Source organism: Chryseobacterium sp. HNCC26DJ239 (genome assembly GCF_057180445.1).
This window is the reverse complement of sequence record NZ_JBXUGJ010000002.1, coordinates 537,061-562,787: the sequence shown is the minus strand read 5'-3', so window position 1 is coordinate 562,787 and position 25,727 is coordinate 537,061. Positions and strand designations below refer to the sequence as shown.

Below are 25,727 nucleotides of genomic sequence, written 5' to 3'. Positions count from 1 at the left end.
TGGCCGATCTTTTTAGTTTTCGTTGTGGTTTATCAAACATATTTTGGGAAAATGATGGTTAATGATTGGTAGAAATAATAATTGATTAATATAAAGAAATGTACAATATTCAGTTTAAAAACTAATCAAAGCCAAATACAAAAATTTTATCTATTTCAGGTATTTCTAATTTGAATTCAGAGTTTATTTGATGTAATCTTGTAGCAAAATTAATCAATAATTCTTCTGCGTTATAAACGGCAGTTGCTAATTCTTTTTTACCCAAACTTATTTTATCATATTGAATTGGAGGACAAAATTTTTCTTTAATTTGAATATTAACAAAGTCAAAAATAATCTCTTCATCTTCTATTGAAACCTTGGGAAAAGGATGACCGCAATAGAAATAATGACATTCATTATTTAATAAGCCTTTCCAATCATTAATACTTGAGAGATCTGAGCAACATTGAGGAAATAAAACATCCTCATTATTAATTTTAAGAATCATGCCTCCATAAAACGGCATCAAACACTCTTTTAATTCCAGTCCGTCATTTTCGTCATAATCTTCCATTTTAACTTCAATCAACTTCAGCAAATCTTCATTTGAAGCAGTATGAATTTTATAAAATGATGATCCTCTTTTATAAGATTTTAATCCGTTTGAAAATCCAGATAATTGATTACACTTCTGGTTATATTCTTCCCAATCATCTTGAAACTCCCAATAAGGTCCATTTTCAGGCAACTTTATACCTTCATGATAATTTGAAATTTCAATAATCGGAATCAATTCTATAACATCAATATTATTCACGTAAAATTACTCCACAAAAATATACTCATTATAATGCCCTAAAAACTTCACATCGGCTTTTAAAGCGACAAGTTCGTCGATGGCGTTTTGGGACAAAACAGGATGCCATTTACTGTCTACGTTGATGAAGAAAAAATAGTTTCCTAAACCCGTTTTCAGAGTGCGGCTTTCTATTTTGGAAAGATTCATTTTTCGCCATGAAAAAACGGACAAAACTTGATGCAGACCACCTGCACAATCTTCCGAAAGTGTAATCATAAGAGATGTCTTCTCTGAAACTTTCTGAAAATTTAGCTCTAGATTTTCTTTGTTTTTAGAAATCACGATAAATTTGGTATGATTTTGTTCAAAATCCTGAATATCTTCATGAAGAGTCTTTAAACCATAAAGTTTTGCTGCAGAACGATTGGCAATTGCTGCCCATTTTTCTTCTGGATTTTCAGAAACAAGCTTCGCAGAAGCTGCAGTAGAACTATAATCTTGTGTAGGAATATCACGATAATTTTCAAATCTAAAATGATATGTCTGCGCTAAAGCTTGTGGATGCGAGATTATTTTTTCGACATTATTATTTTTTGGATGAACCATTAAATGATGAGCAATAGGCATCACCAATTCTGTTTCTATATATACTTTGAAGGTATAAAGATAATCTAACGTCATAGAAACCGTTCCTTCTATGGAATTTTCTAGCGGAACAACAGCTTTATCTACTTCTTCATTAATTACCGCATTAAAACAATCCAGAATGCTTGATTGTGGAAGTAAATCTTCTGAAGGGAAAATCTGAGCGGCTGCTAACTGCGTGAAACTGGCTTCTGGACCTAAGTATGCTATCTTCATAAATTTTGTTTGGTAGATACAATTTAGTAAATTTTAATGAATCTATATTCATAAAAATCCAAAAAAATAGCGTTCCAAAAGAACGCCAGATTTTTCACAATTTATCTTATTCATTTTAAGTTACATAACTTTAATTTCATATAAATCGGTTCTTCTATCTTTCAAAATCTGAACGGAACCGTTATGATGCAAGTCTTTTAGCAAATTCAGATCTACATCTACAATTAAAGTCATTTCTGTGTTCGGCGTTGCCTCTCCTTTCACGGCATTTGATGGAAATGCAAAATCTGAAGGTGTAAAAACCGCAGCCTGACCAAACTGAATATCCATATTATTTACGCCCGGAAGATTACCTACACAACCTGCAATGGCTACATAACATTCGTTTTCTATTGCTCTTGCAGCAGCACAATGGCGAACTCTCATGTATGCATTTTGAGTATCGGTAAGGTAAGGAACAAAGAGTACTTTCATCCCTTGATCGGCTAAAATTCTTGGAAGTTCGGGAAATTCAACATCATAGCAAATCACCAAACCAATTTTACCACAATCGGTATCGAACGCTTTAATTTCGCTTCCGCCCTTCATTCCGTAATATTTTTTTTCGTTGGGCGTGATATGAATTTTTCGATATTCATCAATTCTACCATCTCGATGAAGCAAGTATGAAATATTGTAAAGTTCGTTGTTTTCAAAATAAGGCATACTTCCGGAAATAATATTCACGTTGTAACTGATTGCCAACTCTGAGATTTTATTTTTAATTTCTTCGGTAAGTTTTGCTAATTCAATCATACTATCACGCTCCGAAAGATGATTAAATGGCGCCAATAAAGGCGTGTTGAAAAGTTCCGGAAAAAGCACAAAATCCGATTTGTAATCTCCCATCACATTCACAAAAAACTCGATTTGCTCGTAAAACGCATCAATATCTCTGAACTGTCTCATTTGCCACTGCACCAAACCGAGACGAATGATACTGTCTTGCATTGTGTTTGGTTTTTTGCTGTAATAAATATTGTTCCATTGAAGAAGTACAGCGTTTTCTTTTGAAGATTCGTCTTCTAAAAGGTATTTTTTTAAAACTTTAATCGGCAAAAAGTTATTCGAAAGCTGGAAAGAAAGTACAGGATCGTAAATCTCTTTATCTCTTACTTTTCTAATGTATTCTCTCGGCGAAAGCTCATCGCTGTATTTATGATAATGCGGAATTCTTCCTCCTAAAACGATGGCTCGAAGGTTTAATTGCTCACAAAGTTCTTTTCTTAAATCGTACAGTCTTCTTCCTAAACGCAATTCTCTGTATTCTGGGTCTACAAAAACTTCAATTCCGTACAAAACATTTCCTGCATTGGTGTGCGTGTTGAATGTATAGTTTCCGGTGATATCTTTATAGGTATGATCGTCGCCAAACTCTTCATAATTTACAATAATAGAAAGTGCAACAGCGGCTATTTTCCCATCTACAGTGATGCATATTTGTCCTTTAGGAAAAATTTTCGTCAATTTTTCTATGCTTTTTTTCGGCCAAATGTAATCTGCCATTGTGGGATAGGCTCTTTTCATGGTTTCCACCAAACCGTAATAATCTTCTACGCTCAGATTTCTTGCTTCTATTTGCATATTGCTTTTTTTTTAAGTTAATGGCTTTTTTAAATATAAAACCCTATTGATGCCATATTTCAACAATATTTAAACCAAGTTTATCACTATCGAAAAAACACTTCTTTAAAATTACATTTATTCTTTGAATTGTTTTTATAATTACATCATATTATTCGTTGCGATAGGATTTTATCTTTTAATAAATCATTTCGGAACTCTTTTTTAGACGGAAATTTATATCAATAGCAATGTTTTTTTATCTTCTTTTTTTAATCTTTTCCTACAATTTAAAAACAAAAAAAAGAGACTTCCAAGGTTGGAAATCTCTTTTATATATTGTAAAAGCGTGACATTACACTTTCATAATTTCAGCTTCTTTAGTTTTCAAATGCTCGTCGCAAATTTTCACATATTTATCTGTAAGTTCCTGAATTTCTGCTTCAAGACCTTTTACGATATCTTCAGAAACGCCTTCTAATTTTTTAAGATCTTTCAGACCGTTTTGTCTTGCGTTTCTTACAACGATTTTTGTATCTTCAGTTTCACCTTTTGCCTGTTTCGCAAGATCTCTTCTTCTTTCTTCAGTAAGAGGTGGTACATTTAGGATAATATTTTCACCATTATTAGAAGGAGCAAAACCTAAGTTTGAATTGATAATAGCTTTTTCAATCGCGTTAATCGCAGTTCTGTCCCAAGGTTGAATAGAAATCGTCATCGCATCTGGAATAGAAACATTAGCTACCTGATTGATAGGAGTCATCGCTCCGTAATATTCTACCATTACATCTTGCACCATTGCTGTAGAAGCACGCCCAGCTCTAATTCTTTGGAAAGCATGTTCTAAGTGCTTTACTGCAGCGTCCATGTCCTGTTTTACAGATTCTAATATAAGATCTAATTCTTCCATTATATATTTAAAATTTGAAAAGTTACACATTTATTATGGGTAATAAGTAATGAGTGATGCGTAATGCTTTTACTTTTACCTTGCTTTTTTATTTTACAAATCAACTAAAGTTCCTACTGTTTCACCTTCAACAATTTTAAGAAGGTTTCCGTCTTTGTTCATATCAAAAACAATAATAGGAAGTTTGTTTTCGTGGCTTAAAGTAAAGGCAGTCATATCCATTACTTTAAGATCTTTTTCAAAAACTTCTTCGAAAGTTAATGAATTATATTTTACTGCGTTTTCATTTTTCTCAGGGTCGCTGTCGTAGATACCGTCTACTCTAGTTCCTTTTAAAATTACATCAGCACCAATTTCAATTGCTCTTAATGTTGCTGCAGTATCTGTTGTGAAATATGGGTTTCCAGTACCTGCTCCGAAGATCACCACTCTTCCTTTTTCCAGGTGTCTTACCGCTCTTCTTTTGATGAATGGTTCAGCTACTTTATCCATTTCAATCGCAGATTGAAGTCTAGTTTTGATTCCTGCATCTTCCAAAGCGCCTTGTAAAGCCATCCCGTTGATTACCGTTGCCAACATTCCCATGTAATCGCCTTGTACTCTATCCATCCCTTTCGCAGCTCCTGCTACACCACGGAAAATATTTCCTCCTCCTATCACAATTGCAACCTCACAACCTTTATCTACTACTTTTCTTATTTCTGCAGCATATTCTTGCAATCTTTCAGTGTCGATACCGTATTGTCTGTTTCCCATAAGGGCTTCACCACTTAGTTTAAGAAGGATTCTTTTATATTTCATGTTATTTTTAAATAATTTTTAAGGTGTTAATTTCGTTCAAAAATTAACTCTGCAAATATAAACATTAATACCAATTAGTATTTAGAAATTTTAGTAAGGAGAATGATTTTAAATTCATCATCTGTTTTTCCCAACAACCATGATTAAAAACCAATTTTAAAACATGGTTAAAAGATCACAAAACATACAATTTTGTAATACTATTTCTAATATTTAACAATAATAATCATAAATACTTCTGCAAATATTTTGATAAGTTCTAAAAAGAATTATTTTTGCATTAATTATATACTGAATTGAAGAAAGTTCTAGTTTTTCCTCTATTGCTCGCAAGTTTTGTTTCGTTTGCCCAAAACGGAACAAATGTTTATCCTTTCTTAAACATTCCGGTTTCTGCAAGGCAAGCTGCTTTGGGTGGCGACGCGATTTCTGTAAGAGATCAAGACGTATCTTTTGCGATTGCAAACCCTTCTTTGCTGAATGCTGATTCTGATATGCAACTCGCTTTGAATGCAACAGCTTATTTAGCAGATTCAAAATACGGAACAATTGCTTTTGCCAAAGACATGCAAAATGGTCATTTCTTAACCGCAAATGCAAGATACATGAGCTACGGAAATATCCCTAGAACCGACGAAAGTGGCTTTGAAATGGGTGAATTCTCTGCGTCTGACGTTGCAGTAGGTGCAGGTTATGCCTATAAATTTGAAGAAAACTGGACAATTGGTGGGGGTTTAAACTTTATCACTTCAAAAATCGATACTTATACTTCTTCAGCTATTTCTGGAAATGCAGGAATTACATATCATCACAAAAAAAATAAGGAAACCGCTTCTTTAGTATTTAGAAATTTTGGATATCAATTCAAATCATTTAATGGGCTTAGAGAAAATCTTCCTTTTAGAGTAGATTTAGGATACACCAGAATTTTACCTAACTTCCCACTTGCGGTAACGATTACAGCTCACGATTTACAACAATTCGACATTTCTGAAGAATATAACCTTAACGGACAGGAAGTAAACGTCGGTAGAAAAATTGCAGATCATTTTTCTTTAGGAGCAGAATTGTTTCCAGAAAAAAGCTTCAACATTAGATTAGGATACAATGTTAGACGTGGAAATGAGCTTGCCGTTGCAGACCAACGTAACTTTTCTGGGCTTTCTGGAGGTTTTGGTATTAAACTTTCGAGATTCCGTTTAGATTACGCTCATATTAGATACCATAATTCTTCCAACGTAAATCAGTTAGGAATTTCTGTTGATCTTACAAGTCGACGCGGTGAGTAGATAAATATCATATTTTTAGGATAGAAAAATGAAATAATAGCAATTTAAATAATTGATTTTTTAAGAAAAATTATTGAACTTTGCTTTATGAAAAAACCAGTAATTGCCATTGATGGATTTTCTTCCACAGGAAAAAGCTCAATCTCTAAAATCATTGCTCAAAAACTAGACCTTGTACATTTAGACACAGGAGCGCTGTACAGAGGTGTTACGTGGTTTGCATTACAAAATTGCCTTGCCAAAGACGGTACACTGAACCTTGAAGATCTTTTCAACAACTTTAATCGTATTAATCTCGAATTTAAAAAAGTTGAAAATGAACTTGTTCTTTTCTTAAACGGAAACGACATTAGTAAAGAAATTAGAAGCAACGAAGTTTCAGACAATGTAAGCAATATTGCAAAACAGCCTGAAGTAAGACATTTTCTTCTAGATCATCAAAGAAAATTAGCTGAAAAAGGTGGCGTTATTATGGATGGAAGAGATATCGGAACCGTTGTTTTACCTAATGCTGATTTTAAATTTTTCCTTACCGCAAGTATCGACGAGCGTACCAAAAGGAGATACAGTGAACTTCTTAGTTTAGGGATTGATGCAGATGAACAACAAGTGCGTGAAAACCTTATCGAAAGAGATAAAATTGATAGCGAGCGTGAAGTAGCCCCTCTAAAACAGGCAGAAGATGCTATCGTTATAGATAATACTTCTATGACCAAAAAAGAAACAATTGATGCAATATTAAATTATGTGAAAAATTTTTAACAGTTTTTAATAATGATTTCCGATATTTGGTATGTAAATTGCAAAACTTAAAACATTAAACTCAATATATTAACAATTAAAAAATACAAGAAATGTCTAAGAAAGGAAATACAGCAGGGATTTTAGCAGGTTTATTAGCAGGTGCGGCAGCGGGAGTTGTCCTTGGAATGCTTTACGCTCCAGAGGAAGGTAAAGAAACCAGAAAAAAGATTAAAACCAAAGCTAATGATTTAAAAGATCAAGCTAAAAATAAATATGGTGAAGTGTCTGACAAAATGAAGGAGCAATATGACAGTATTTCTTCTACTTTTAAAGAAACTGCCAATAATGTAGCGCATACCGTAAAAGACGGTTATGATAAATATAAAGATCAGATCGTGTCTAAAACTACAGATGTAGTAAAAGATGTGGAAGCTGGTTTGAATGATTTAAAATAATTATTTTCACAGTATAATAGTGCAAGGAACTTTGAGATTAAAGTTCCTTTTTTTGTAACTTTAAAAAAAATACAATGGTAGAAACTTTAAAAGAATACGCAACCAAACGGCTAGATCTCATCAAGATACAAGCAACTGAAAAAACTGCTATTTCCGCAGGGGTTATTACCTTCCTTGTAACGTTTCTTATTGCGTTTGCATTTTTTGTTCTCCTATTCAATTTGGGAGTAGCATATCTTATTGGCAAAGCTTTGGATAACACAGCCTATGGTTTTTTAATCGTGGCTGCATTCTATGCAGTTCTTATGATTTTCGTTTTAGCATATAAAAAGAGAATTGTAGGAAGTATTGCAGATAAAGTTGTAGAATTTTTAAATCATTAAAACCATGAGCGTAAATTACAATAGCCTTGAAGAACTTAGAAGAAAGAAAAAACTTGTTAAAAATGAAGTGGAAGATTTAGAAGCTCTTCTTACATTCAAAAATGCAAAAGAAAGTTTAAGTGCTTTTACCAATGGTTTTACAGATCAATATCTAAAAGAAAAAACCGATGAAGACGGCGAAGAAACAACCGTTTTAAGAAAAGACGTTATCGCAAAACAGGTTACTTCTGAAGTGAAAAATTTAATCTTCAGCAAAAATACAGCCTTAGGAATTGCCAATACAGCTTTATCTGGAGACGCTTTAGATGGTATGATTAAAATTGGTACAACCGCTTTAGTTGCCAACTTTGCAAAGAAAAATATGAGCAGTAAAAATTGGAAGAAAAAAGCCATAGGAATTGCGCTGATTTACCTTGCTCCAATTGCTTTAAAATATGTAAGAAACAAACTGGAAGATTACCAGAAAAGAAAAAGTGTTTCTAGTATGGAACAATTGATCTAATTTTTAGGTTGAGGCTAAGATTAAGACTGAGATTAAGAAATGAAATATTTTTTCTTAATCTCAGTTTTTTATTTTGAAATGGTTTCTTTTTTATTTTGAAAATAATTGCCCTAGAATAATTCCTGCCGCCATAGAAACATTCAAACTTTCTGTAGATTGAGATTTACCAAACCTCGGAATACAAATACTTTCTGAAAGAAGTTTTTCTGTTTCAGGACGCATTCCGTTTCCTTCATTTCCTAAAATTAAATTAATTCTCTTTGGTTTTTGGAAAGAGTAAATATTTTCACCCGTCATATCAGTGCCAATATTTACATTTTTTGTCTGCGCCAAATATTCAGGAAGATTTTTATACACCATATTTACTCTGGTAAAAGAGCCCATTGTAGCCATAATTACCTTTGGATTGTAAAAATCTACTGTATCTTCACTACAAACGATCTGCTCTATTCCGAACCAATCTGCAAGACGAATAATAGTTCCTAAATTTCCCGGATCTTGAATTCCATCCAAAACAATTTGAAAATCTTTTTCCACAAACTCGCTTTCCTCTGCAAGATAACAAACCGCCACAGAATCTTTAGGATTTTGGAGAAAACTAATTTTTCTTAACTCATTTTCGGTAATCTGAGTGGTTGGAACAGAATTTGTCTCTAATTTTTCCAAATTAGTAGAAAAAATTTCTTTAATTTTATAGTTAGAATTAGGCAGTTCAGAAATGATTTTATTACCTTCAACCAAAAACAAATTGTATTTTTGCCTGAACTTCTTTTTATCAAGAGACTGTAAAACTTTTATTGTATGAGCTGTAAGCATTATAAGAATTCTCCTCAAAAGTATTATAAAAATCTGTTATTTGCAATATTTACTATTCTACTTTATGCATGCAGTACCACCAAAAAAGTACCCGATGGCAAATATCTTTTAAATAGTAACACTTTTACGTTTGAAGACGAAAAACAACCTTTCGATGAAGAGTTGAAAGATTATGTACAACAAAAACCCAATAAAAAGCAACTTTTTTTATTTCCTTTAAGTCTTTGGTTTTACAACGCGGCAAACCCAAAGTACGATACCGTACTAAATGAATATATGACTTATCCTAGTGAAATGAGAAATCAAAAACTTAGAGATTCTCTTTTCATTAAGAACGGAATGCAGGAATATGTAGGAAAAAGCCTGTTCATGGACAGAATTTTTCACAATTGGGGATCTCCACCTATTATTTTCGATGAAACAAAAACCGAGAAAAGTGCAGAATCTATAGAGAAAAGACTTACTTACAGAGGTTATTGGGACGGTGAAGTAAAAGCTACTGGCAAAAAAGATTCTGCAAGTAAAAAAGCAAGTGTACATTATAGCATTCGCCACAATAGTCCTACTTTTATTAAAGATTATTACTATAACATTCCAGATCCAGGCATAAAAGCCAATTTCCAGGAGAGTGTTGCAAAAACAGAAATCAAAAAAGGAGATATTCTAGATCAAACTAAACTTGAAAAAGAAGTTTCCAGGATCAACGACCTTATGCGCAGCCGAGGTTACTACAGATTCAACAGTGGAAACAACGAAGTTTATTTTGTAGCAGATTCATTAAAAAGCAGAAAAGAGGTTCCGCTTACCTTGGAGATACATAAAGATTCTGTAAACACTCCGTACAAAATTGCAACGATTGGGAATATAGATGTTGCGGTAGTAGATGATATCTCAGATTATTATCAGCATAGAACCAAAAAAGATAGTCTTAGAAGAATTCGTTTTCATAAAATCGACGAAAGATATAAAACCCAGGCTCTTTGGCGTGCGGTAATTGAGGATAACAAATCTATCTACGACCAAGAAAAACTGAATCTTACCAAAAGAAACTTTTTATCTATGAACAATTTTTCTCTTTTAAAAGTTGAAGACGATTGGAGAAAAAATGATAACGGTACAAAGAGCGACAGTATAATCGATGTATTATATATTCTAAAACCTTTAGATAAATACGAACTGAAAGTTGCAACCGATATTAATTACTCGCAACTTCTGAATCTAGGAATTTCGCCTTCGGTAGATTTAACGACCAGAAACGTATTTCGTGGGGCAGAAAACCTTTCCACAAGTGTCGCAGGAACTTTTGGTAGAATTGTAGATCCTAGAGATTACAACAATAGAATTGGTGCCTACGAACTATCTGCACAAGCTTCATTGCAGTTCCCTCGCTTGCTGTTGCCATTTTCTTATTATAAGATAATTCCAAAGAGATACACTCCAACTTCATCAATTGTTTTGGGAGCTTCAGTACAGAATAATATTGGTTTGGGAAGAGTAAACTTCAATACCGGATTAAATTATTTTGCCAACGTAAACGACAGAGTTTCTCACAGGCTTTCGCTTTTTAATACACAGTTCAGTTTCACTAAAAATAAAGATAAATATTATGATTATTTTGTTGGGGACGACCTGATAAGAGAAGCTGCCTTTAATGATTATTTCGAATATAATCCACAAGTAAAACAAGATTTTGAAAACGGGCTGCTCACAAAAGATCAGGTAACAGCAATTATCCTGCAAGATCAAAACTACATCAGTTCTGTAAATGGGCAAGAAGCAGACAACCTTTTAGCTTTCAGCGGAACTTTAGTGAATAAGGAAAGACAAACGCAAGATGTTATCATATCATCATTGATATACAACTTTGTATATAACGAAATTGGTAAAAAAGACTACCCTAATGCATTTTATTTTAACGGAAAAGTAGAATTGGCAGGAAATATACCAAGTCTTTTTAACGAAAAAACTACTGAAGGAAGCTTGGTTACTAATCCTCAAAAAACAATTTTCGGTACTCCTTATGCGCAATTTGTAAAATTTGATTTCGATGTAAGAAAATATTTTAAAATTAACGGTGATAAAACACTTGCACTCCGTCAATTTATTGGAATCGGAATTCCTTATGGCAATTCATCTACCATGCCTTTTGTTCGTTCCTATTTCAATGGAGGTTCTAACGACATCCGAGCTTGGGTGGCATTCGGAGGTCTTGGTCCGGGAGCTTCTCAAATTGACGAGAGAGTAAGAACGTATTTAATGGGAAATATTAAACTAACTACCAACATAGAATACCGACTTCCGTTTAATGACATGTACGAAGGCGCCATATTTACAGATATGGGAAACATTTGGAATATTAAAAACACAGGTTTTGATGATCAGTTTAAATTCAACAAATTTATCAGTCAAATGGGGATAGGAAGTGGTTTCGGATTAAGAATAAACGTGGCTTACATTACTTTGAGACTTGATCTTGCTTACAAAATATATGATCCTAATAAACCAGATGCAGAAAGATGGAGATTCAAATATTTCCAACCTTTGAAACCAACAATGAATCTCGCTTTCGGATATCCATTCTAAAAAAATCTTAGTCAGGAGAAATTCCCAAAATGTAGTACACCACAGCAACTACTCTCGCCAGAATTTCTCTTGATTGATTTCTATAAAAACTTTCAGGTTTATTCACATCTTGTGCATCAAAACCTAAAGCATTCATCGAATTATTTCTTGCAAAAAACAAAGCTCTTAAGTTGTGAAATCCTTGTGAAACAATAATCACATTAGATTTTTTGTAGGTATTTTTACAGCGAAGAATACTTTTGTAGGTGTTAAAACCTTTCGGGTCTTCCACAATAATATGCTCAGGAACGCCTTCTTGATAAATCAGGTAGTTTTTCATCGCAGCGGGTTCGTCGTAGCCTTTACTTTTTTCTCCACTTACAATAATGGTTTTAATTTTTCCATGATGATACAACAAAGCAGTTGCATCCATTCTTTTAGTAAAATAAGGATTAGAAAGGCCGGATCTCATTCTCGGGGAAGTCCCCAAAACAAGCGCCACTTCTCGCGGCGGAATTTTCGAAATTTTATTGTATGTTCTTCCATTAGTAAGCCCAAAAACCCATGCATTACAAATACACATCAACAAAATAACCACTTCTGCTGATAAAGAAATAAATTTGAATATGTTTCTAATGATTCTCAATTAAAATCAAAGTTAAGCTTTATTTTCTTTGTTTTTGCAATCGACATGCAGGCTAAAATTTTTCCTTGCGCTTCTTCCTTCTCGGTTAGGTATTCATTTTCTAACAATTCTACTTCTCCTTCCTCTAAAAAACATTCACAACTCCCGCAAATCCCCGATTTACATGAATAAGGAACTGGGAAATTCTTCATCAAAAGTTGTTGCAATATTTTTTCACGGTTATCAGAAAGTTCTGTCTCATAAGTTTTACCTAAAACCTGAAATTCAACTTTAATATTTTCGATTAAAGGAAATTCCTTTTCTAGCGGATAAATATCGTCATTAAATTCTTCAAAAAGCTCAAAATGGATATTATTTTTCGGAATTCCGTGATGATAACACGCATTGGCGAGACTCTTTATCATCTCTCCTTTTCCACAAATTAAAACTTCATCAACCGCATCCCAAATTGTAGATTCTTCGTCTGTATCATCCAAATGCAAAATCTGGTTGATAATTAAATTGAGTTTCTTTTCGTCTAACCTTCCGTAAAAGAAACTATTTTCCGTCTTTTCTTGTGAATAGAAATAGAAGATTTGCAACCTTTCTCCATATTTTTGAGCAAGATTATCCAACGTTTCCCGATAGGCTAAATCCTGAGAATTTTTGTTCCCGTAAAATAAAAAAAGCCTTGTTCTGGGTTCTTTATGAAGAATGTTTTTAAAATGACTCAGAATTGGCGTAATCCCAATTCCGGCTGCAAACCCCACAATAGTTCGAAACTCACTCGGTTTTGAGACTAATGTAAATCTTCCCGACGGTTTACTTACCCAAAGAAAATCACCTTCCTGACAATTTTTGTACAATTGAGCAGCGCTACTTTCTTCCGAATTCATTTTTATTCCTAAGGAAATTTTCTTTTCGAAAGGCGCAGAAGTTATCGAATAATCATGAATAGATTCTTTACCATTAACCTCAAACAAAATGCTCACAAATTGCCCTGCTTCAAAAGAAAAAAGCTCGACAAAAGCTTCCGGAATATCAAATTCCAGAGCGAAAGTATTTTTGGTCAGGTCTTGCTTTTTAGCTATTTTTAGCGGATGAAACTCCGTTGGTTTGCCTTTGTAAATTTGCTGTTTCATAACTTCATTTCAAAAATAAATAAAAAATTATGAAGAAAATCATTTTGTCTGCATTTGTTTTGGTTGCTGTATCGGCTTGTAAAAAACAAAATGAAACTACAGAAAACTCAGAAAACACAGCTACAACCGAAGAAATCGTCACAAAACGTATTCCAATGGTTTCTGTGGCACAAACTCAAGAATTATTGGACAAAAAGAATGATACTTTATATATTACCAACTTTTTTGCGACTTGGTGCGGTCCTTGCGTGAGAGAAATTCCTCATTTCAAGAAAAAAATTGAAGAACTAAAAAATCAGCCAGTAAAAATTACTTTTATCAGTTTAGACCAAAAAGAAGCCTGGAACTCTGTTCTTCCTAATTTCACAAAAGAACAAGGTATTACAGATCAAACAATTTTGTTGGACGGAACACTTCTAGATCAACACTTTTTTGCGACAAATTTTAAACAATGGGACGGAAATTCTATTCCGTTTACATTCATGAGAAAAGGCGATCAAATCGATGAAACAAGCGGGATGATTACCGAAGAACAACTGAATGAAAAAATCGAAAAGCTTTTAAAATAAGACAATTTTATGTCTAAAAAATTCAAAATTCTGTGTTTGGTTTTACTTTTGGCTATCATTTTGGTGTCAATTATTAATCTGAATACAGGATTTTTAAATTTACATTTCAACGACTTTTTGGGAGAAACTTCCAACAGCCAAATTGCTGAGATACGTGTAAATCGTGTTTTAGTTATGCTTTTGGCAGGCATTTCAGTTCCAACCTCTGGATTTTTAATGCAGGAATATTTCCAAAATCCATTGGCGGGATCAGATATTTTAGGAATTACTTCTGTCGCGAGTTTATCGGTGGCGTTTTATATTTTCTTTTCGTACAATATTTCGCTTCCAGATTTTCTACAAAACAGTTTTCTAAGTTTGTCTTCCATTATCGGAAGTTTAGGATTGATGATGGTTTTACTTTCCATGTCGAATAAATTTCAGGATAAATCTTATCTCATTATTTTCGGTTTTTTGGTTTCTGCCTTTGCAGGAGCAATTGTTTCTTTGCTACAATTTTATGCCGAAAATCAAAGCTTAAAAAACTACATTTTATGGTCATTTGGGGCGAATAATTTAGTTTCGAGAAATCAAATTTATGTTCTCTCAATCTTAGTTTCCATCGGTTTATTGGTCTGTTTTAAAACCATAAAACCTTTAATTGGAAATTCATTAGGAAGTGCTTATGCGCAAAGTTTAGGCGTAAATCTTAATCATTTAAAACTAATGATTATTCTTGCATCTTCCCTACTTTCAGCTTCTGTGACGGCTTTTTTAGGACCAATTTTATTCATCGGAATTATTGTTCCGCATTTTTGCAGATTAACGTACAATCCTTCAAAACTTTGGCAACAATGGATTTTGAATATGCTTTTAGGAATGCTCATCATGCTTTTATTTTCGATTGTAGCAGAAAAATCACAAATTCCGTTGAATGTAATAAGCTCCGTCTTCGGAATTCCTGTAATTTTAGTGATGTTGTTGAAGCAGAATAAAGTGTGAATTATAAAAACATTTAGCAGATTGCACAGATTGACAAATGATTTTTTGCATGAAAAATTGAAAATAAACATGAAAATCAACATAACACAAAAACTGTTAATAACTGCAAACATTCTTTTATTTGTATTGAGTTTTAGTTTGGTTAAATTTGGTAATCAATTTCGATTAAATCAATCTCTACATTGGATTTACAGCTATACAAACTTATTTCATTTATGTATAGGATTTCCAATCTCTATGATTTGTTCAATTATTTTAGCACTTAATAGTTTTTTCAGACTTAAAAAGAAAAGATTTGATTACTTTTTCTTCAGTCTTTTACCAATTTTCATATTCTTATTAATCATTATTTATAACACTTTCATTAAAAAGAATTAAATGCATCTACAAATCAAACAGACAAATATCGGTTACAGCAAAACGTTAATTTCAAATGTGAATACGCATTTGAATTTAGGTGAAGTTTGTCTTCTGATTGGCAACAACGGTGTCGGAAAAACCACTTTAATTAAATCTATTTTACACCAGATTCCTTTATTAAGTGGTGAAGTTTTAATCGAAAATAAAAACATAAAGCAGTTTTCGGTAAAAGAAATTGCAGAGCAAATTGCAGTCGTTTTTTCAAAATCAAATATTCCTCAAAATTATACGGTTGAAGACCTTATTTCACTGGGAAAATACATTTATTATCCTTTCTATTTTGAACTTAAAAAAGAGGACAGAGAAGAAGTTACAGAGATTATTGAAGAATTAGATTTGCTTCAATATAAAGATGTTTTAATTAAAAATCTTTCGGATGGAAATCTTCAAAAAGCCTTTATTGGAAGAGCTTTAACGCAAAATTCCCCCATCATTATTCTGGACGAACCAACGACACATTTGGATGAAAAAAATAAAATCATCATTCTAAAAACACTAAGAAAATTGGCGAAAGAGCAAAATAAAATCATTTTGTTTTCTTCGCACGATTGGCGTTTAGCAAAGGAATTTGCAGATAAAATTTGGTACGTAAAAAATCAACATTTATATTCTGGAATTGTGGAAGATATTCTTTTGCAACACGAAGAATTAACGAATGCTTCTTTGTTTCAAATTAATGACCAATTTGTTGCTCCTCAAATTTCAGCACCAGATGTTTATACAGAAATGTTGTATTCTCTTTTGCAGAAAAACTTCAAAAAAAATCTTTCTGATTTAAAATTTGACCGTCAAGATAACTTTTGGGTGATTACATATCGCAACCAAACCTACCATTGCGAATCTTTCGAAGAAATCTTAAAATTAATCCAAAACATTCATTAACAATACATTTACGTTGCATTTTTCACATACTATGCATGCATAGTATTATGCTTTTCATATAATTTATCTATTTCATTTTCAGATTGTTAACAAATTTTAACGTAAAAAAGTGTTATGCATGCATAATATTTGCTACATTTGAATTAAACCATAACACAAAAAAGTATGGATCAAAATAACAAAGAAAAAATAGAGAACATTGACCTTATTCTAAAGCAAACATGGATTTCTGTACAAAAAATGTACTCAGACCTTGCTCAGGAATACGATTCTACGGCTGTACAAGCGCTTACACTTTTAAAAATAGACCCAAAAGAAGGAACGAGAAGTACCAATTTGGGACCGAAAATGGCGATAGAACCTACTTCTTTAACCAGAATTATTAAACTTTTAGAAGATAACGGATATATCTACAAAGAAAAAACAACGACAGATAAACGTGAGGTAATTATAAAACTTACCGATAAAGGTTTGAATTCCAGAAACATGTCTAAAGAAGTCGTGGTAAACTTCAACAAAAAAGTGATGGAAAAAATTTCTCCTGAGAAATTAGAAATCTTCAAAGAAGTAATGTCTGAAATCATGAAAATTTCCAACGATTTAAACAACAAAAAATAAAACCCAACGGTTTCATTTAGACCACTAAATAAAATAAATATATCAAATGAAAAGAAGAATCAAACACGTTACGGTTCTTGGTTCAGGAATTATGGGAAGCGGTATTGCAGCGCACTTTGCCAATATTGGCGTAGAAGTTTCGCTCCTGGATATTGTTCCTTTTGAACTTACTGAAGCAGAACAGAAAAAAGGTTTGACCAAAGACGACAAAGCGGTACGAAACAGAATCGCTTCTGAAAACTTTGAAAAACTGAAAAAAGCAAGCCCCGCTCTACTCTATTCTCCGAAATTCGCAGATAGAATAAAAGTTGGAAACTTCGACGATGATTTATCTAAAATAAAAAATACAGACTGGATTATTGAAGTAGTCGTTGAAAGACTAGACATTAAGAAATCTGTTTACGAAAAAATTGAGCAATTCAGAAAACCAGGAACTTTGATTTCTTCAAACACTTCTGGAATTCCGATTCATCTTTTAACAGAAGGAAGAAGCGACGATTTCAAGCATTATTTTGCGGGAACACACTTCTTTAATCCAGTAAGATACCTTCCTCTTTTAGAGATTATTCCGACCAACGACACGCTTCCGGAAATCATTGATTTCTATATGAATTATGGCGCAAAATTCTTAGGAAAAACTACCGTTTTAGCAAAAGACACACCTGCTTTTATCGCCAACAGAATTGGAGTATTTTCGATGATGGATTTGCTTCACAATGTTCAAAAATTAGGTTTAAACGTTTCTGATGTTGATAAATTAACAGGCCCTGTAATTGGAAGACCAAAATCTGCAACGTTCAGAACTGCGGATGTTGTTGGTTTAGATACTTTGGTAATGGTAGCAAACGGCGTTCGCCAAAGCGGCGCTGAAGCCAATGATTTCAATAACGTTTTTGCACTTCCTGATTACATCCAGAAAATGGTTGATAATAAATGGTTAGGTTCTAAAACAGAGCAAGGTTTCTACAAAAAAGTGAAAAATGCAGAAGGAAAATCTGAAATTCACGGGTTAAATCTTGATACTTTGGAGTACGAACTTCAAGGAAAATCTTCTTTCCCAACTTTAGAATTAACGAAAACTATCGATAAACCAATTGACAGATTTAAAGTCTTAATTGGCGGAAAAGACAAAGCCGGAGAGCTTTACAGAAAATCTTTGGGAGCACTATTCGCTTATGTTTCGCATAAAGTTCCAGAAATTTCAGACGAAGTTTACAAAATCGATGATGCGATGAGAGCAGGTTTCGGTTGGGAAAATGGTCCTTTTGAAATTTGGGATGCAGTTGGTGTTCAAAAAGGAATTGAATTAGCAAAAGAAGCCGGTTATGAAGTTTCAGACTGGGTTAAAAATGTTGAGACTTTCTACAAAGTAAATGATGAAGGACAAAGCATTTATGTTGATAAAAACTCTGGCGAATACAATAAAATTCCAGGGCAGGATGCGTTCATTATTTTAGATAACATCAGAAAAAACAAAACACTTTGGAGCAATTCTGGTGCAGCGATTGAAGATTTAGGCGACGGAATTATCAACTTCGAAATTCGTTCTAAAATGAATTCTTTAGGAGGCGAAGTTCTGGATGGATTAAACAGAGCGATTGATTTAGCTGAAAAAGAATACGACGGATTAGTTGTTGGAAATCAAGGTGCTAATTTCTCAGTTGGAGCCAATTTAGCCATGATTTTAATGATGGCAATCGAGCAAGATTGGGACGATTTGAATATGGCAATTGCATATTTCCAAAAATCGATGATGAGAGTACGTTACTCTTCAATCCCTGTAGTGGTTGCTCCTCACGGAATGACTTTAGGTGGTGGTTGCGAAATGACTATGCACGCAGACAGAGTGGTTGCCGCAGCAGAGACTTACATCGGATTGGTTGAAACGGGAGTTGGTGTAATTCCTGGTGGTGGTGGAACGAAGGAATTGACTTTGAGAACGTCAAGAGAATTCCACAGCGATGATGTGAAAAACAACAGACTTCGTGATGCTTTCATGAATATTGCCATGGGTAAAGTAGCAACATCAGCATACGAAGCCTACGATATGGGAATTCTTGAAAAAGGTAAAGACATCGTTTCCGTAAGCAAAAACAGACAGATTGCCGAAGCTAAAAAAGTTGCAAAATTATTAGCTGAACAAGGTTATACTCAACCTATTGAGCAAAAAGTAAAAGTTTTGGGTAAAGATGCTCTTGGAATGTTCTACGTAGGAACTGACCAAATGCTAACCGGAAATTACATTTCTGCACACGACAAGAAAATTGCAGACAAATTAGCCAACGTAATGGTCGGCGGAAATCTTTCTGAACCAACAATCGTTACCGAACAATATTTATTGAATCTTGAAAGAGAAACCTTCTTACAGCTTTGTGGTGAGAGAAAGACTTTGGAAAGAATTCAGTACATGTTGCAAAATGGAAAACCGTTGAGGAATTAATAGGAAGCTCCGTAGGAGCGAACTGTTAATAGCATAATAATTTTAGAAAGCATCGAGCCTCGTAGAGGCGACCTGTTAATAAAAGATTTACCAATTTTTAATCTTTGAATATTAATCTTATGGCAAATACATATACACAAATTTATATTCAAATTGTTTTCGCTGTAAAAGGTAGACAAAATCTGATTTCCAATGAAAACAGAGAAGAATTACATAAATTTATTACAGGTATTGTTTCCAATAGAAATCAAAAATTATTTGCCGTTTTTGCAATGCCGGATCATGTTCATATCCTCATAAGCATGAGTCCAACAATTTCAATTTCAGACTTGGTAAGAGATATTAAAGCAGGTTCATCAAAATTCATTAATGAACAAGGATGGATGAATGGAAAATTTAATTGGCAAGAAGGGTACGGAGCATTTTCCTATTCTAAAAGCAGTGTAGATTCTGTCGTAAAATATATCTTAAACCAAGAAGAACATCATAAAAAGAAAACATTCAAAGAAGAATATTTAGATTTTATGGAAAAATTTGAAATTGAATATGATTCGAAATATTTATTTGAATGGATTGAAGATTAACAGGTCGCTCCTACGGAGCTCCGCACAATCCGCAATGTGGTTGCTATTAACAGCACGCCTCTCCGAGGCAAAAATTTTTAACCTAATTTTTAATTAATAAAAAAATGTCAAAACAAGCATATATCGTAAAGGGATTCAGAACAGCGGTTGGAAAAGCGCCAAAAGGTTCGCTTCGCTTCACTCGTCCCGATGTAATGGCGGCAACCGTAATTGAAAAATTAATGGCTGAACTTCCGCAATTAGACAAAAACAGAATAGACGACCTTATCGTAGGAAACGCAATGCCAGAAGCAGAACAAGGCTTAAATGTGGCTCGTTTAATTTCCTTGATGGGTTTAAATACAGACAAAGTTCCGGGTGTTACAGTCAACAGATATTGTGCATCTGGAAGTGAGGCCATTGCGATTGCTTCAGCAAAAATTCAGGCTGGAATGGCAGATTGCATCATTGCAGGAGGAACAGAATCGATGTCTTACATTCCAATGGGGGGTTACAAACCGGTTCCGGAAACCGACATCGCTAAAACCAATCCAGATTATTACTGGGGAATGGGTTACACGGCGGAAGAAGTGGCAAAACAATACAACATTACAAGGGAAGAACAAGACCAGTTTGCTTTTGAATCTCACATGAAAGCTTTAAAAGCCAATCAGGAAGGAAAATTTGCCAACCAAATTGTTCCGATTCCTGTTGAATATAATTTCTTGGATGAAAACCAAAAAATGCAAACCAAAAAGTTTGATTTTTCAGTAGATGAAGGTCCAAGAACCGATACATCTTTGGAAGGTTTGGCAAAACTAAGACCTGTTTTCGCTAACGGAGGAAGCGTAACTGCCGGAAACTCTTCTCAAATGAGCGACGGAGCCGCTTTTGTAATGGTGATGAGTGAAGAAATGGTGAAAGAATTAGGATTAGAACCTGAAGCAAGATTAGTGGCTTACGCTGCAGCAGGTTTAGAACCAAGAATCATGGGAATGGGACCGATTTATGCAATCCCGAAAGCGCTAAAACAAGCTGGACTTCAACTGAACGACATCGAACTTATTGAATTGAATGAAGCTTTTGCTTCTCAATCTGTTGCCATTAAAAAAGAATTGGGCTTAAATCCTGACATTCTCAATGTAAACGGAGGCGCCATCGCTCTCGGTCACCCACTTGGTTGCACAGGAACGAAATTAACCGTTCAGCTTTTAGATGAAATGAGAAAACGCGGCAACAAATACGGAATGGTTTCCATGTGCGTGGGAACTGGACAAGGAGCGGCGAGTATTTTTGAACTACTTTAATTGTACAAGGTAAAAAGTACAATCTATAAAGTATTTTTTGATGATTATCAAACTGCTTTAAAATATTAAAAATTAAACAACACTCGTACATTGTACATAGTAAATTTTACAAAAAGAAAATAATAATATGGCTACACCAAAAGGCGGAGAATTCTTAATTAAAGAAATTCCGGCAAACGAAATTTTCAGTCTTGAAGAACTGAATGAAGAACAAAAAATGCTTCGTGATTCTGCGAAAGAATTTATAGATAGAGAAGTAATCCCTCAACACGACCGTTTTGAGAAAAAAGATTACGCACTTACAGAAGAAAAAATGCGTCAGTTAGGCGAAATGGGATTGTTAGGAATTACTGTTCCCGAAGAATACGGCGGTCTTGGAATGGGCTTTGTGAGTACCATGTTGGCTTGTGATTACGTTTCAGGAGGAAATGGCTCATTAGCAACAGCTTATGGCGCACATACGGGAATTGGAACTTTGCCTACTCTATTATACGGAAGCGAAGAATTAAAGAAAAAATATCTTCCAGATTTGGCTGCAGGAACAAAATTCGGAGCTTATTGCTTGACTGAACCTGATGCAGGTTCTGACGCAAACTCTGGAAAAACAAGAGCACGATTGTCTGAAGATCGAAAACACTACATCATCAACGGACAAAAAATGTGGATTTCTAACGCAGGTTTTGCCGATACTTTCACTTTATTTGCGAAAATTGACGACGATAAAAACATTACAGGTTTCGTTATCAATCGTTCAGAATTGGAAAATCCTGAAAGTTTGACCTTCGGTGAAGAAGAGCACAAATTGGGAATTCGTTCATCATCAACACGTCAGGTTTTCTTTAATGATATGAAAGTTCCTGTTGAAAATATGTTGGGCGAAAGAAATAACGGTTTCAAAATCGCTTTAAACGCTTTAAATGTTGGTAGAATAAAATTAGCTGCTGCAAACTTAGACGGACAAAGAAGAATTTTAAATCACTCTATTCAATATTCAAACGAAAGAAAACAGTTTGGTGTTTCAATTTCTACTTTTGGAGCGATCAGAAAGAAAATTGCAGAAATGGCAACTGGTGTTTTTGTAAGTGAAGCAGGTTCTTACCGTTTAGCGAAAAATGTTGAAGACAAAATCGCAGAACTGGTTGCAGGAGGAATGGACCACCAACAAGCTGAATTAAAAGGTGTTGAAGAATTTGCAGTGGAAGCTTCAATTTTGAAAGTTTTCGTATCAGATTTAACGCAAGTTACAGCCGATGAAGGAATCCAAATTTATGGAGGAATGGGCTTCTCAGAAGATACTCCAATGGAATCTGCATGGAGAGACGCAAGAATCGGTAGAATTTATGAAGGAACTAACGAAATCAACCGACTTTTAGCAGTTGGAATGTTGATTAAAAGAGCGATGAAAGGAGAATTGGATTTACTTTCTCCGGCAATGGCAATTTCTAAAGAATTGATGGGAATTCCGTCTTTTGAAGTTCCTGATTATTCTGCATTTATGAGTGAAGAAAAAGCAATTATCGCAAATCTTAAGAAAGTTTTCTTGATGGTTTCTGGTGCTGCTCTTCAAAAATACATGATGGATATTGAGAAACAACAACATTTACTGTTGAATGCTTCTGAAATTCTAAACCAAATTTACATGGCAGAATCTGCAATTTTAAGAGCTGAAAAACATTTCTCTCCAGAATCTGTAGAAGCTTCTATGGCACAGTTAAACCTTTATAAAGCAGTTGAAAAGATTATTACAGCAGCAAAAGAAGGAATTGTTTCTTTCGCAGAAGGCGATGAGCAAAGAATGATGCTTTCTGGACTGAGAAGATTCACGAAATATACAAATCATCCGAATGTAGTTGCTATAACTGAAAAAGTAGCGGCGCATTTCATTGAAAAAGGTCATTACTAAAATCTTTTCTTAAGGATATTAAAAAAAGTTGCGCGAACCTCCGGTTCGCGCAACTTTTTTTTGAAGGATTTCGGCGGCTTCGCCGCCGAAATCACTAATACAAAAACTCCTTAAAGCACAATATTATTTTTTGGACCAATTGGAGAAGGTAGATTCTGCTCATCCAACATATCTCTCATATCAATTTCAATTGTACGGCTTATTTGTGTGATAGGAACGTCGTTTGCACTTCCTTCAAACGGATTCATAGAGCTCTCTCCTCCTGTATCAAGCGAAAGAAAAACCCAAGTAAGAATCATCGTAAAAGGAATATTTAGCCAAATAGAATGACCTTCAAGAAAAGTTCCTGCACCAATTTTATCAAACTCATTTAACAAACCAAACGGAACCGACAACACAAACAAAACCAATAAATAAGTAGTAATCGAACTGAAATTTCTCGGATAAGGAAAATTCTTAATACGCTCTGCTTTTCCTTGATTGTCGGTAAATTTAGACAACGACTGTTGCAACAAACTCCACTGAAAATCATTAATTTTTCCGCTTTGGTAAAGCTCGGAAAGGTCTTTAGATTGCATTGCAGAAAGCTGCGTTGCTCTATTTTTCTTCTTCAAAATATAGTCGTAATCAGATTCAGAGAGAAGAGGTTTCAACTCATCTTCAAGCTTAGAAACTCTTTCAGGAATTTCATAGTAATTCAAATATTCGATATTCGATTTTTGTAGCATATTTTCCCACATTCTTGGCTCTCTTAATTGAAATCTTAACGCAGTAAGCCAAGCAAAATGTCTGTAAAAAATGGTTTTAATTTCTTCAGGATTTCCTTGTAAAGCATCTCTTAAAGTATAGGCGAAAGAACGGCTGTCATTAATAATCGCTCCGTAAATTTGTCTTGCTTCCCAAAGACGGGCGTAGCTTGCATTGTTTTTAAACCCGACAATAAAAGCAACTGCCGTTCCCAAAATAGCAATCGGTTGCCACGGAATTGATAAAAATTTAGCACCTAAAAAAAAGCAAAGAGTTGGGATTAATGCTAAAAAAAATACTTTGTAAATCGTTCTTCTTGTCCAAAGAATAAACTCTTTTGGGGTGAAACTTCTTCCTGCGTTCATGTTTTTATTTTTTTATTTGAATCGTTTAAAATTATTTATTTTCTGTGTTTCCTTTAAATTTACTGATTAAGATTCCGACCAAAACTACAGCATAAAATTGCCCTACAATCCCTACAACAGATGTTATAAGCTTTGTGACATGATTATTGGGCGTAATATCTCCAAACCCAATACTCGTAAAAGTTATCGAACAAAAATAGACCAAATCAGTATAAATTGAAGCATTGCTGCTCATATCAATTCCTTTAAAAGACGTCGGATTTTGATACATAAAATACTGTAAAAGAAACACCGAAATCTCAATCAAAAGCAGGTAACCACAAATAGATGCCGTAATAATATCACGGTTGATGTAGCTTGGTTTAAGTAAAAACCTCATCAATTCGTAAAGTATTGTCATAAAGAACAAAACGTAACTGATGTTTAACACTTTAAAATACCAGGAAACATCTTTAAAAAAAGGAATTCCGATGGGAAGAAGCAACACCAAAACAAAAAGAATATTTCTAAACCAGTGTTTCCAGCTATATTTTCCGCTGAAAACAGCAAAACTTCCCAGTCCTAAAACCAGCATATTGATTGGCCAAATTACCTTTGTATAAAAATCAAGGTCGTCTAAAAAAACACTGATGTATAAATGCTGAATCAATGCAAAAAGCAAAAATTCGTACTTATTTTTCTGTAAAAAATCTAAAACTCTTTTCATTACATTAAAAAGAATTTAGTTAAAGAAATATGGGTAGAAATTATAGGTACGAAAACCTTTTTCAAGCGATTACAAGAAGAATCGCTCATCAATTGTGTACTCATTTAATGTTTTTTTGTAACTGCGAAGGTACGCAAAAAAAGGATTTAGCATAATTTTAACGTTTTAGGTTTTACTTTCTCAGAGCAAATTCTCTTATATTTGATTTAACTTTAAGATGACAACTTCATCCTAAAAACATTGAAAACTTACATTATAATGAAAACTTTACTTGCGTCATTACTCATATTTCCGGCAATTTATTTTGCGCAAACAACTCCTGAATTGCGTCCAAAATTGAAAATCGACTCTGTTACAATCCCGAAATTGGATACGAAAATGTTAAACGGAAGTTTACGATATAATCCGTTGCAAAAACAAGACAGTTTGCAATACTCTATTCTTTCAAAAAAACCTTCAGATTCGCTTTATTTAAGTCTCGTAAAAAAAGAATCTGACCAGGAAATGATTAAAATTTTAAATTCTGCCGATAAAAAAAGACAAATCGCCAAAATCCAAACGCCATTAGAAAAAGTTAAAAAATAAAACTCTTTTAGCAAAAAAATTAGTCTTTGACTTCGGAAACGGAAGCGTTAAGAAATTTTGAGAAAATTCCGTTAAAAAATCTCCACTGTTTGAGTGGCGGCAAAAATTCATCTTACAATATACGAACCTTACTTTCCGCCCGAGTTTTGGAGATTTTAGGAAGTTTTT

At 33.9% G+C, this 25,727-nt stretch carries 25 protein-coding genes; 15 read left to right on the top strand and 10 right to left on the bottom strand.

Features of this window, described 5'->3' with window-relative positions; translation table 11 throughout:
* Nucleotides 1-121: 121 nt before the first annotated feature.
* The 5 genes from AC2A1D_RS06315 to pyrH all read right to left on the bottom strand — a co-directional run bounded on the left by AC2A1D_RS06315 (nucleotide 122) and on the right by pyrH (nucleotide 4,955).
* Entirely contained in the window at nucleotides 122-799 is a 678-nt protein-coding gene (locus AC2A1D_RS06315) for a hypothetical protein (protein ID WP_484042784.1), read from the bottom strand.
* A 6-nt stretch (nucleotides 800-805) separates the two neighbouring features.
* Nucleotides 806-1,642, bottom strand: coding sequence for a prephenate dehydratase (gene pheA / locus AC2A1D_RS06310; protein ID WP_484042783.1), 837 nt, complete (start codon nucleotides 1,640-1,642; stop codon nucleotides 806-808).
* A gap of 120 nt (nucleotides 1,643-1,762) precedes the next feature.
* Entirely contained in the window at nucleotides 1,763-3,265 is a 1,503-nt protein-coding gene (locus tag AC2A1D_RS06305; RefSeq protein ID WP_484042782.1) for a GNAT family N-acetyltransferase, read from the bottom strand.
* A gap of 334 nt (nucleotides 3,266-3,599) precedes the next feature.
* Nucleotides 3,600-4,154, bottom strand: a complete 555-nt coding sequence (gene frr, locus AC2A1D_RS06300; protein WP_484042781.1) for a ribosome recycling factor — start codon at nucleotides 4,152-4,154, stop codon at nucleotides 3,600-3,602.
* Between the two features lie 93 nt (nucleotides 4,155-4,247).
* Nucleotides 4,248-4,955, bottom strand: coding sequence for a UMP kinase (gene pyrH / locus AC2A1D_RS06295; protein ID WP_484042780.1), 708 nt, complete (start codon nucleotides 4,953-4,955; stop codon nucleotides 4,248-4,250).
* Between the two features lie 296 nt (nucleotides 4,956-5,251).
* Between pyrH and porQ the strand changes: the two genes are divergently transcribed.
* The 5 genes from porQ to AC2A1D_RS06270 all read left to right on the top strand — a co-directional run bounded on the left by porQ (nucleotide 5,252) and on the right by AC2A1D_RS06270 (nucleotide 8,328).
* Nucleotides 5,252-6,244, top strand: coding sequence for a type IX secretion system protein PorQ (gene porQ / locus AC2A1D_RS06290; protein WP_484042779.1), 993 nt, complete (start codon nucleotides 5,252-5,254; stop codon nucleotides 6,242-6,244).
* Between the two features lie 87 nt (nucleotides 6,245-6,331).
* On the top strand, nucleotides 6,332-7,006 hold the full coding sequence (gene cmk, locus AC2A1D_RS06285; RefSeq protein WP_484042778.1) for a (d)CMP kinase: 675 nt from the start codon (nucleotides 6,332-6,334) through the stop codon (nucleotides 7,004-7,006).
* A gap of 92 nt (nucleotides 7,007-7,098) precedes the next feature.
* Nucleotides 7,099-7,443 carry a YtxH domain-containing protein gene (locus AC2A1D_RS06280; protein WP_484042777.1) on the top strand — a complete coding sequence of 115 codons (345 nt, stop codon included), beginning with the start codon at nucleotides 7,099-7,101 and terminating at the stop codon, nucleotides 7,441-7,443.
* Nucleotides 7,444-7,517: 74 nt separating this feature from the next.
* Nucleotides 7,518-7,826 carry a phage holin family protein gene (locus tag AC2A1D_RS06275; protein WP_484042776.1) on the top strand — a complete coding sequence of 103 codons (309 nt, stop codon included), beginning with the start codon at nucleotides 7,518-7,520 and terminating at the stop codon, nucleotides 7,824-7,826.
* 4 nt (nucleotides 7,827-7,830) lie between these two features.
* Nucleotides 7,831-8,328 carry a phosphoribosyl-ATP pyrophosphatase gene (locus tag AC2A1D_RS06270; protein WP_484042775.1) on the top strand — a complete coding sequence of 166 codons (498 nt, stop codon included), beginning with the start codon at nucleotides 7,831-7,833 and terminating at the stop codon, nucleotides 8,326-8,328.
* Between the two features lie 90 nt (nucleotides 8,329-8,418).
* Here the strand turns inward: AC2A1D_RS06270 and AC2A1D_RS06265 are convergent, their stop codons facing one another.
* Nucleotides 8,419-9,144: a TrmH family RNA methyltransferase gene (locus tag AC2A1D_RS06265; protein WP_484042774.1), complete on the bottom strand. Its 726-nt coding sequence runs from the start codon at nucleotides 9,142-9,144 to the stop codon at nucleotides 8,419-8,421.
* Here AC2A1D_RS06265 and tamL point away from each other — a divergent pair.
* Entirely contained in the window at nucleotides 9,130-11,727 is a 2,598-nt protein-coding gene (gene tamL, locus AC2A1D_RS06260; protein WP_484042773.1) for a translocation and assembly module lipoprotein TamL, read from the top strand. The two genes, AC2A1D_RS06265 and tamL, sit on opposite strands and share 15 nt — an antisense overlap.
* Before the next feature lie 7 nt (nucleotides 11,728-11,734).
* Here tamL and AC2A1D_RS06255 read toward each other — a convergent pair whose 3' ends face one another.
* Nucleotides 11,735-12,352: a SanA/YdcF family protein gene (locus tag AC2A1D_RS06255; protein WP_484042772.1), complete on the bottom strand. Its 618-nt coding sequence runs from the start codon at nucleotides 12,350-12,352 to the stop codon at nucleotides 11,735-11,737.
* The gene (locus AC2A1D_RS06250) at nucleotides 12,349-13,473 is read right to left on the bottom strand and encodes a 2Fe-2S iron-sulfur cluster-binding protein (protein ID WP_484042771.1); all 1,125 of its coding nucleotides are present in this window, start codon (nucleotides 13,471-13,473) and stop codon (nucleotides 12,349-12,351) included. The genes AC2A1D_RS06255 and AC2A1D_RS06250 overlap by 4 nt, the downstream gene beginning before the upstream one ends.
* A gap of 29 nt (nucleotides 13,474-13,502) precedes the next feature.
* Between AC2A1D_RS06250 and AC2A1D_RS06245 the strand changes: the two genes are divergently transcribed.
* The 8 genes from AC2A1D_RS06245 to AC2A1D_RS06210 all read left to right on the top strand — a co-directional run bounded on the left by AC2A1D_RS06245 (nucleotide 13,503) and on the right by AC2A1D_RS06210 (nucleotide 23,156).
* The gene (locus tag AC2A1D_RS06245) at nucleotides 13,503-14,042 is read left to right on the top strand and encodes a TlpA family protein disulfide reductase (RefSeq protein WP_484042770.1); all 540 of its coding nucleotides are present in this window, start codon (nucleotides 13,503-13,505) and stop codon (nucleotides 14,040-14,042) included.
* A 9-nt stretch (nucleotides 14,043-14,051) separates the two neighbouring features.
* Nucleotides 14,052-15,023, top strand: a complete 972-nt coding sequence (locus tag AC2A1D_RS06240; protein WP_484042769.1) for a FecCD family ABC transporter permease — start codon at nucleotides 14,052-14,054, stop codon at nucleotides 15,021-15,023.
* 378 nt (nucleotides 15,024-15,401) lie between these two features.
* A complete protein-coding gene (locus tag AC2A1D_RS06235) occupies nucleotides 15,402-16,325 on the top strand; it encodes an ABC transporter ATP-binding protein (RefSeq protein ID WP_484042768.1) in 924 nt (307 codons plus the stop codon).
* Nucleotides 16,326-16,490: 165 nt separating this feature from the next.
* Nucleotides 16,491-16,943 carry a MarR family winged helix-turn-helix transcriptional regulator gene (locus tag AC2A1D_RS06230; RefSeq protein ID WP_484042767.1) on the top strand — a complete coding sequence of 151 codons (453 nt, stop codon included), beginning with the start codon at nucleotides 16,491-16,493 and terminating at the stop codon, nucleotides 16,941-16,943.
* A 46-nt stretch (nucleotides 16,944-16,989) separates the two neighbouring features.
* Entirely contained in the window at nucleotides 16,990-19,383 is a 2,394-nt protein-coding gene (locus tag AC2A1D_RS06225; RefSeq protein ID WP_484042766.1) for a 3-hydroxyacyl-CoA dehydrogenase/enoyl-CoA hydratase family protein, read from the top strand.
* Nucleotides 19,384-19,502: 119 nt separating this feature from the next.
* Nucleotides 19,503-19,967: an IS200/IS605 family transposase gene (gene tnpA / locus AC2A1D_RS06220; RefSeq protein WP_484042765.1), complete on the top strand. Its 465-nt coding sequence runs from the start codon at nucleotides 19,503-19,505 to the stop codon at nucleotides 19,965-19,967.
* Nucleotides 19,968-20,071: 104 nt separating this feature from the next.
* Nucleotides 20,072-21,253 carry an acetyl-CoA C-acyltransferase gene (locus AC2A1D_RS06215; protein WP_484042764.1) on the top strand — a complete coding sequence of 394 codons (1,182 nt, stop codon included), beginning with the start codon at nucleotides 20,072-20,074 and terminating at the stop codon, nucleotides 21,251-21,253.
* 127 nt (nucleotides 21,254-21,380) lie between these two features.
* Nucleotides 21,381-23,156 carry an acyl-CoA dehydrogenase family protein gene (locus AC2A1D_RS06210; RefSeq protein ID WP_484042763.1) on the top strand — a complete coding sequence of 592 codons (1,776 nt, stop codon included), beginning with the start codon at nucleotides 21,381-21,383 and terminating at the stop codon, nucleotides 23,154-23,156.
* Between the two features lie 110 nt (nucleotides 23,157-23,266).
* Here the strand turns inward: AC2A1D_RS06210 and AC2A1D_RS06205 are convergent, their stop codons facing one another.
* Nucleotides 23,267-24,268, bottom strand: a complete 1,002-nt coding sequence (locus AC2A1D_RS06205; protein WP_484042762.1) for a bestrophin family protein — start codon at nucleotides 24,266-24,268, stop codon at nucleotides 23,267-23,269.
* Between the two features lie 31 nt (nucleotides 24,269-24,299).
* Nucleotides 24,300-24,974, bottom strand: a complete 675-nt coding sequence (locus tag AC2A1D_RS06200) for an ion channel (protein ID WP_484042761.1) — start codon at nucleotides 24,972-24,974, stop codon at nucleotides 24,300-24,302.
* 258 nt (nucleotides 24,975-25,232) lie between these two features.
* Here AC2A1D_RS06200 and AC2A1D_RS06195 point away from each other — a divergent pair, with 258 nt between their 5' ends.
* Entirely contained in the window at nucleotides 25,233-25,559 is a 327-nt protein-coding gene (locus AC2A1D_RS06195; protein ID WP_484042760.1) for a hypothetical protein, read from the top strand.
* The last annotated feature ends 168 nt before the right edge of the window (nucleotides 25,560-25,727 follow it).

Bases quoted from the DNA above. Each gene is read 5' to 3' on its own strand.
- pheA (WP_484042783.1), bottom strand. From the start codon at position 1,642: ATGAAGATAGCATACTTAGGTCCAGAAGCCAGTTTCACGCAGTTAGCA.
- AC2A1D_RS06305 (WP_484042782.1), bottom strand. From the start codon at position 3,265: ATGCAAATAGAAGCAAGAAATCTGAGCGTAGAAGATTATTACGGTTTG.
- frr (WP_484042781.1), bottom strand. From the start codon at position 4,154: ATGGAAGAATTAGATCTTATATTAGAATCTGTAAAACAGGACATGGAC.
- pyrH (WP_484042780.1), bottom strand. From the start codon at position 4,955: ATGAAATATAAAAGAATCCTTCTTAAACTAAGTGGTGAAGCCCTTATG.
- cmk (WP_484042778.1), top strand. From the start codon at position 6,332: ATGAAAAAACCAGTAATTGCCATTGATGGATTTTCTTCCACAGGAAAA.
- AC2A1D_RS06280 (WP_484042777.1), top strand. From the start codon at position 7,099: ATGTCTAAGAAAGGAAATACAGCAGGGATTTTAGCAGGTTTATTAGCA.
- AC2A1D_RS06275 (WP_484042776.1), top strand. From the start codon at position 7,518: ATGGTAGAAACTTTAAAAGAATACGCAACCAAACGGCTAGATCTCATC.
- AC2A1D_RS06270 (WP_484042775.1), top strand. From the start codon at position 7,831: ATGAGCGTAAATTACAATAGCCTTGAAGAACTTAGAAGAAAGAAAAAA.
- tamL (WP_484042773.1), top strand. From the start codon at position 9,130: ATGAGCTGTAAGCATTATAAGAATTCTCCTCAAAAGTATTATAAAAAT.
- AC2A1D_RS06265 (WP_484042774.1), bottom strand. From the start codon at position 9,144: ATGCTTACAGCTCATACAATAAAAGTTTTACAGTCTCTTGATAAAAAG.
- AC2A1D_RS06250 (WP_484042771.1), bottom strand. From the start codon at position 13,473: ATGAAACAGCAAATTTACAAAGGCAAACCAACGGAGTTTCATCCGCTA.
- AC2A1D_RS06245 (WP_484042770.1), top strand. From the start codon at position 13,503: ATGAAGAAAATCATTTTGTCTGCATTTGTTTTGGTTGCTGTATCGGCT.
- AC2A1D_RS06240 (WP_484042769.1), top strand. From the start codon at position 14,052: ATGTCTAAAAAATTCAAAATTCTGTGTTTGGTTTTACTTTTGGCTATC.
- AC2A1D_RS06235 (WP_484042768.1), top strand. From the start codon at position 15,402: ATGCATCTACAAATCAAACAGACAAATATCGGTTACAGCAAAACGTTA.
- AC2A1D_RS06230 (WP_484042767.1), top strand. From the start codon at position 16,491: ATGGATCAAAATAACAAAGAAAAAATAGAGAACATTGACCTTATTCTA.
- AC2A1D_RS06225 (WP_484042766.1), top strand. From the start codon at position 16,990: ATGAAAAGAAGAATCAAACACGTTACGGTTCTTGGTTCAGGAATTATG.
- tnpA (WP_484042765.1), top strand. From the start codon at position 19,503: ATGGCAAATACATATACACAAATTTATATTCAAATTGTTTTCGCTGTA.
- AC2A1D_RS06215 (WP_484042764.1), top strand. From the start codon at position 20,072: ATGTCAAAACAAGCATATATCGTAAAGGGATTCAGAACAGCGGTTGGA.
- AC2A1D_RS06210 (WP_484042763.1), top strand. From the start codon at position 21,381: ATGGCTACACCAAAAGGCGGAGAATTCTTAATTAAAGAAATTCCGGCA.
- AC2A1D_RS06205 (WP_484042762.1), bottom strand. From the start codon at position 24,268: ATGAACGCAGGAAGAAGTTTCACCCCAAAAGAGTTTATTCTTTGGACA.
- AC2A1D_RS06200 (WP_484042761.1), bottom strand. From the start codon at position 24,974: ATGAAAAGAGTTTTAGATTTTTTACAGAAAAATAAGTACGAATTTTTG.
- AC2A1D_RS06195 (WP_484042760.1), top strand. From the start codon at position 25,233: ATGAAAACTTTACTTGCGTCATTACTCATATTTCCGGCAATTTATTTT.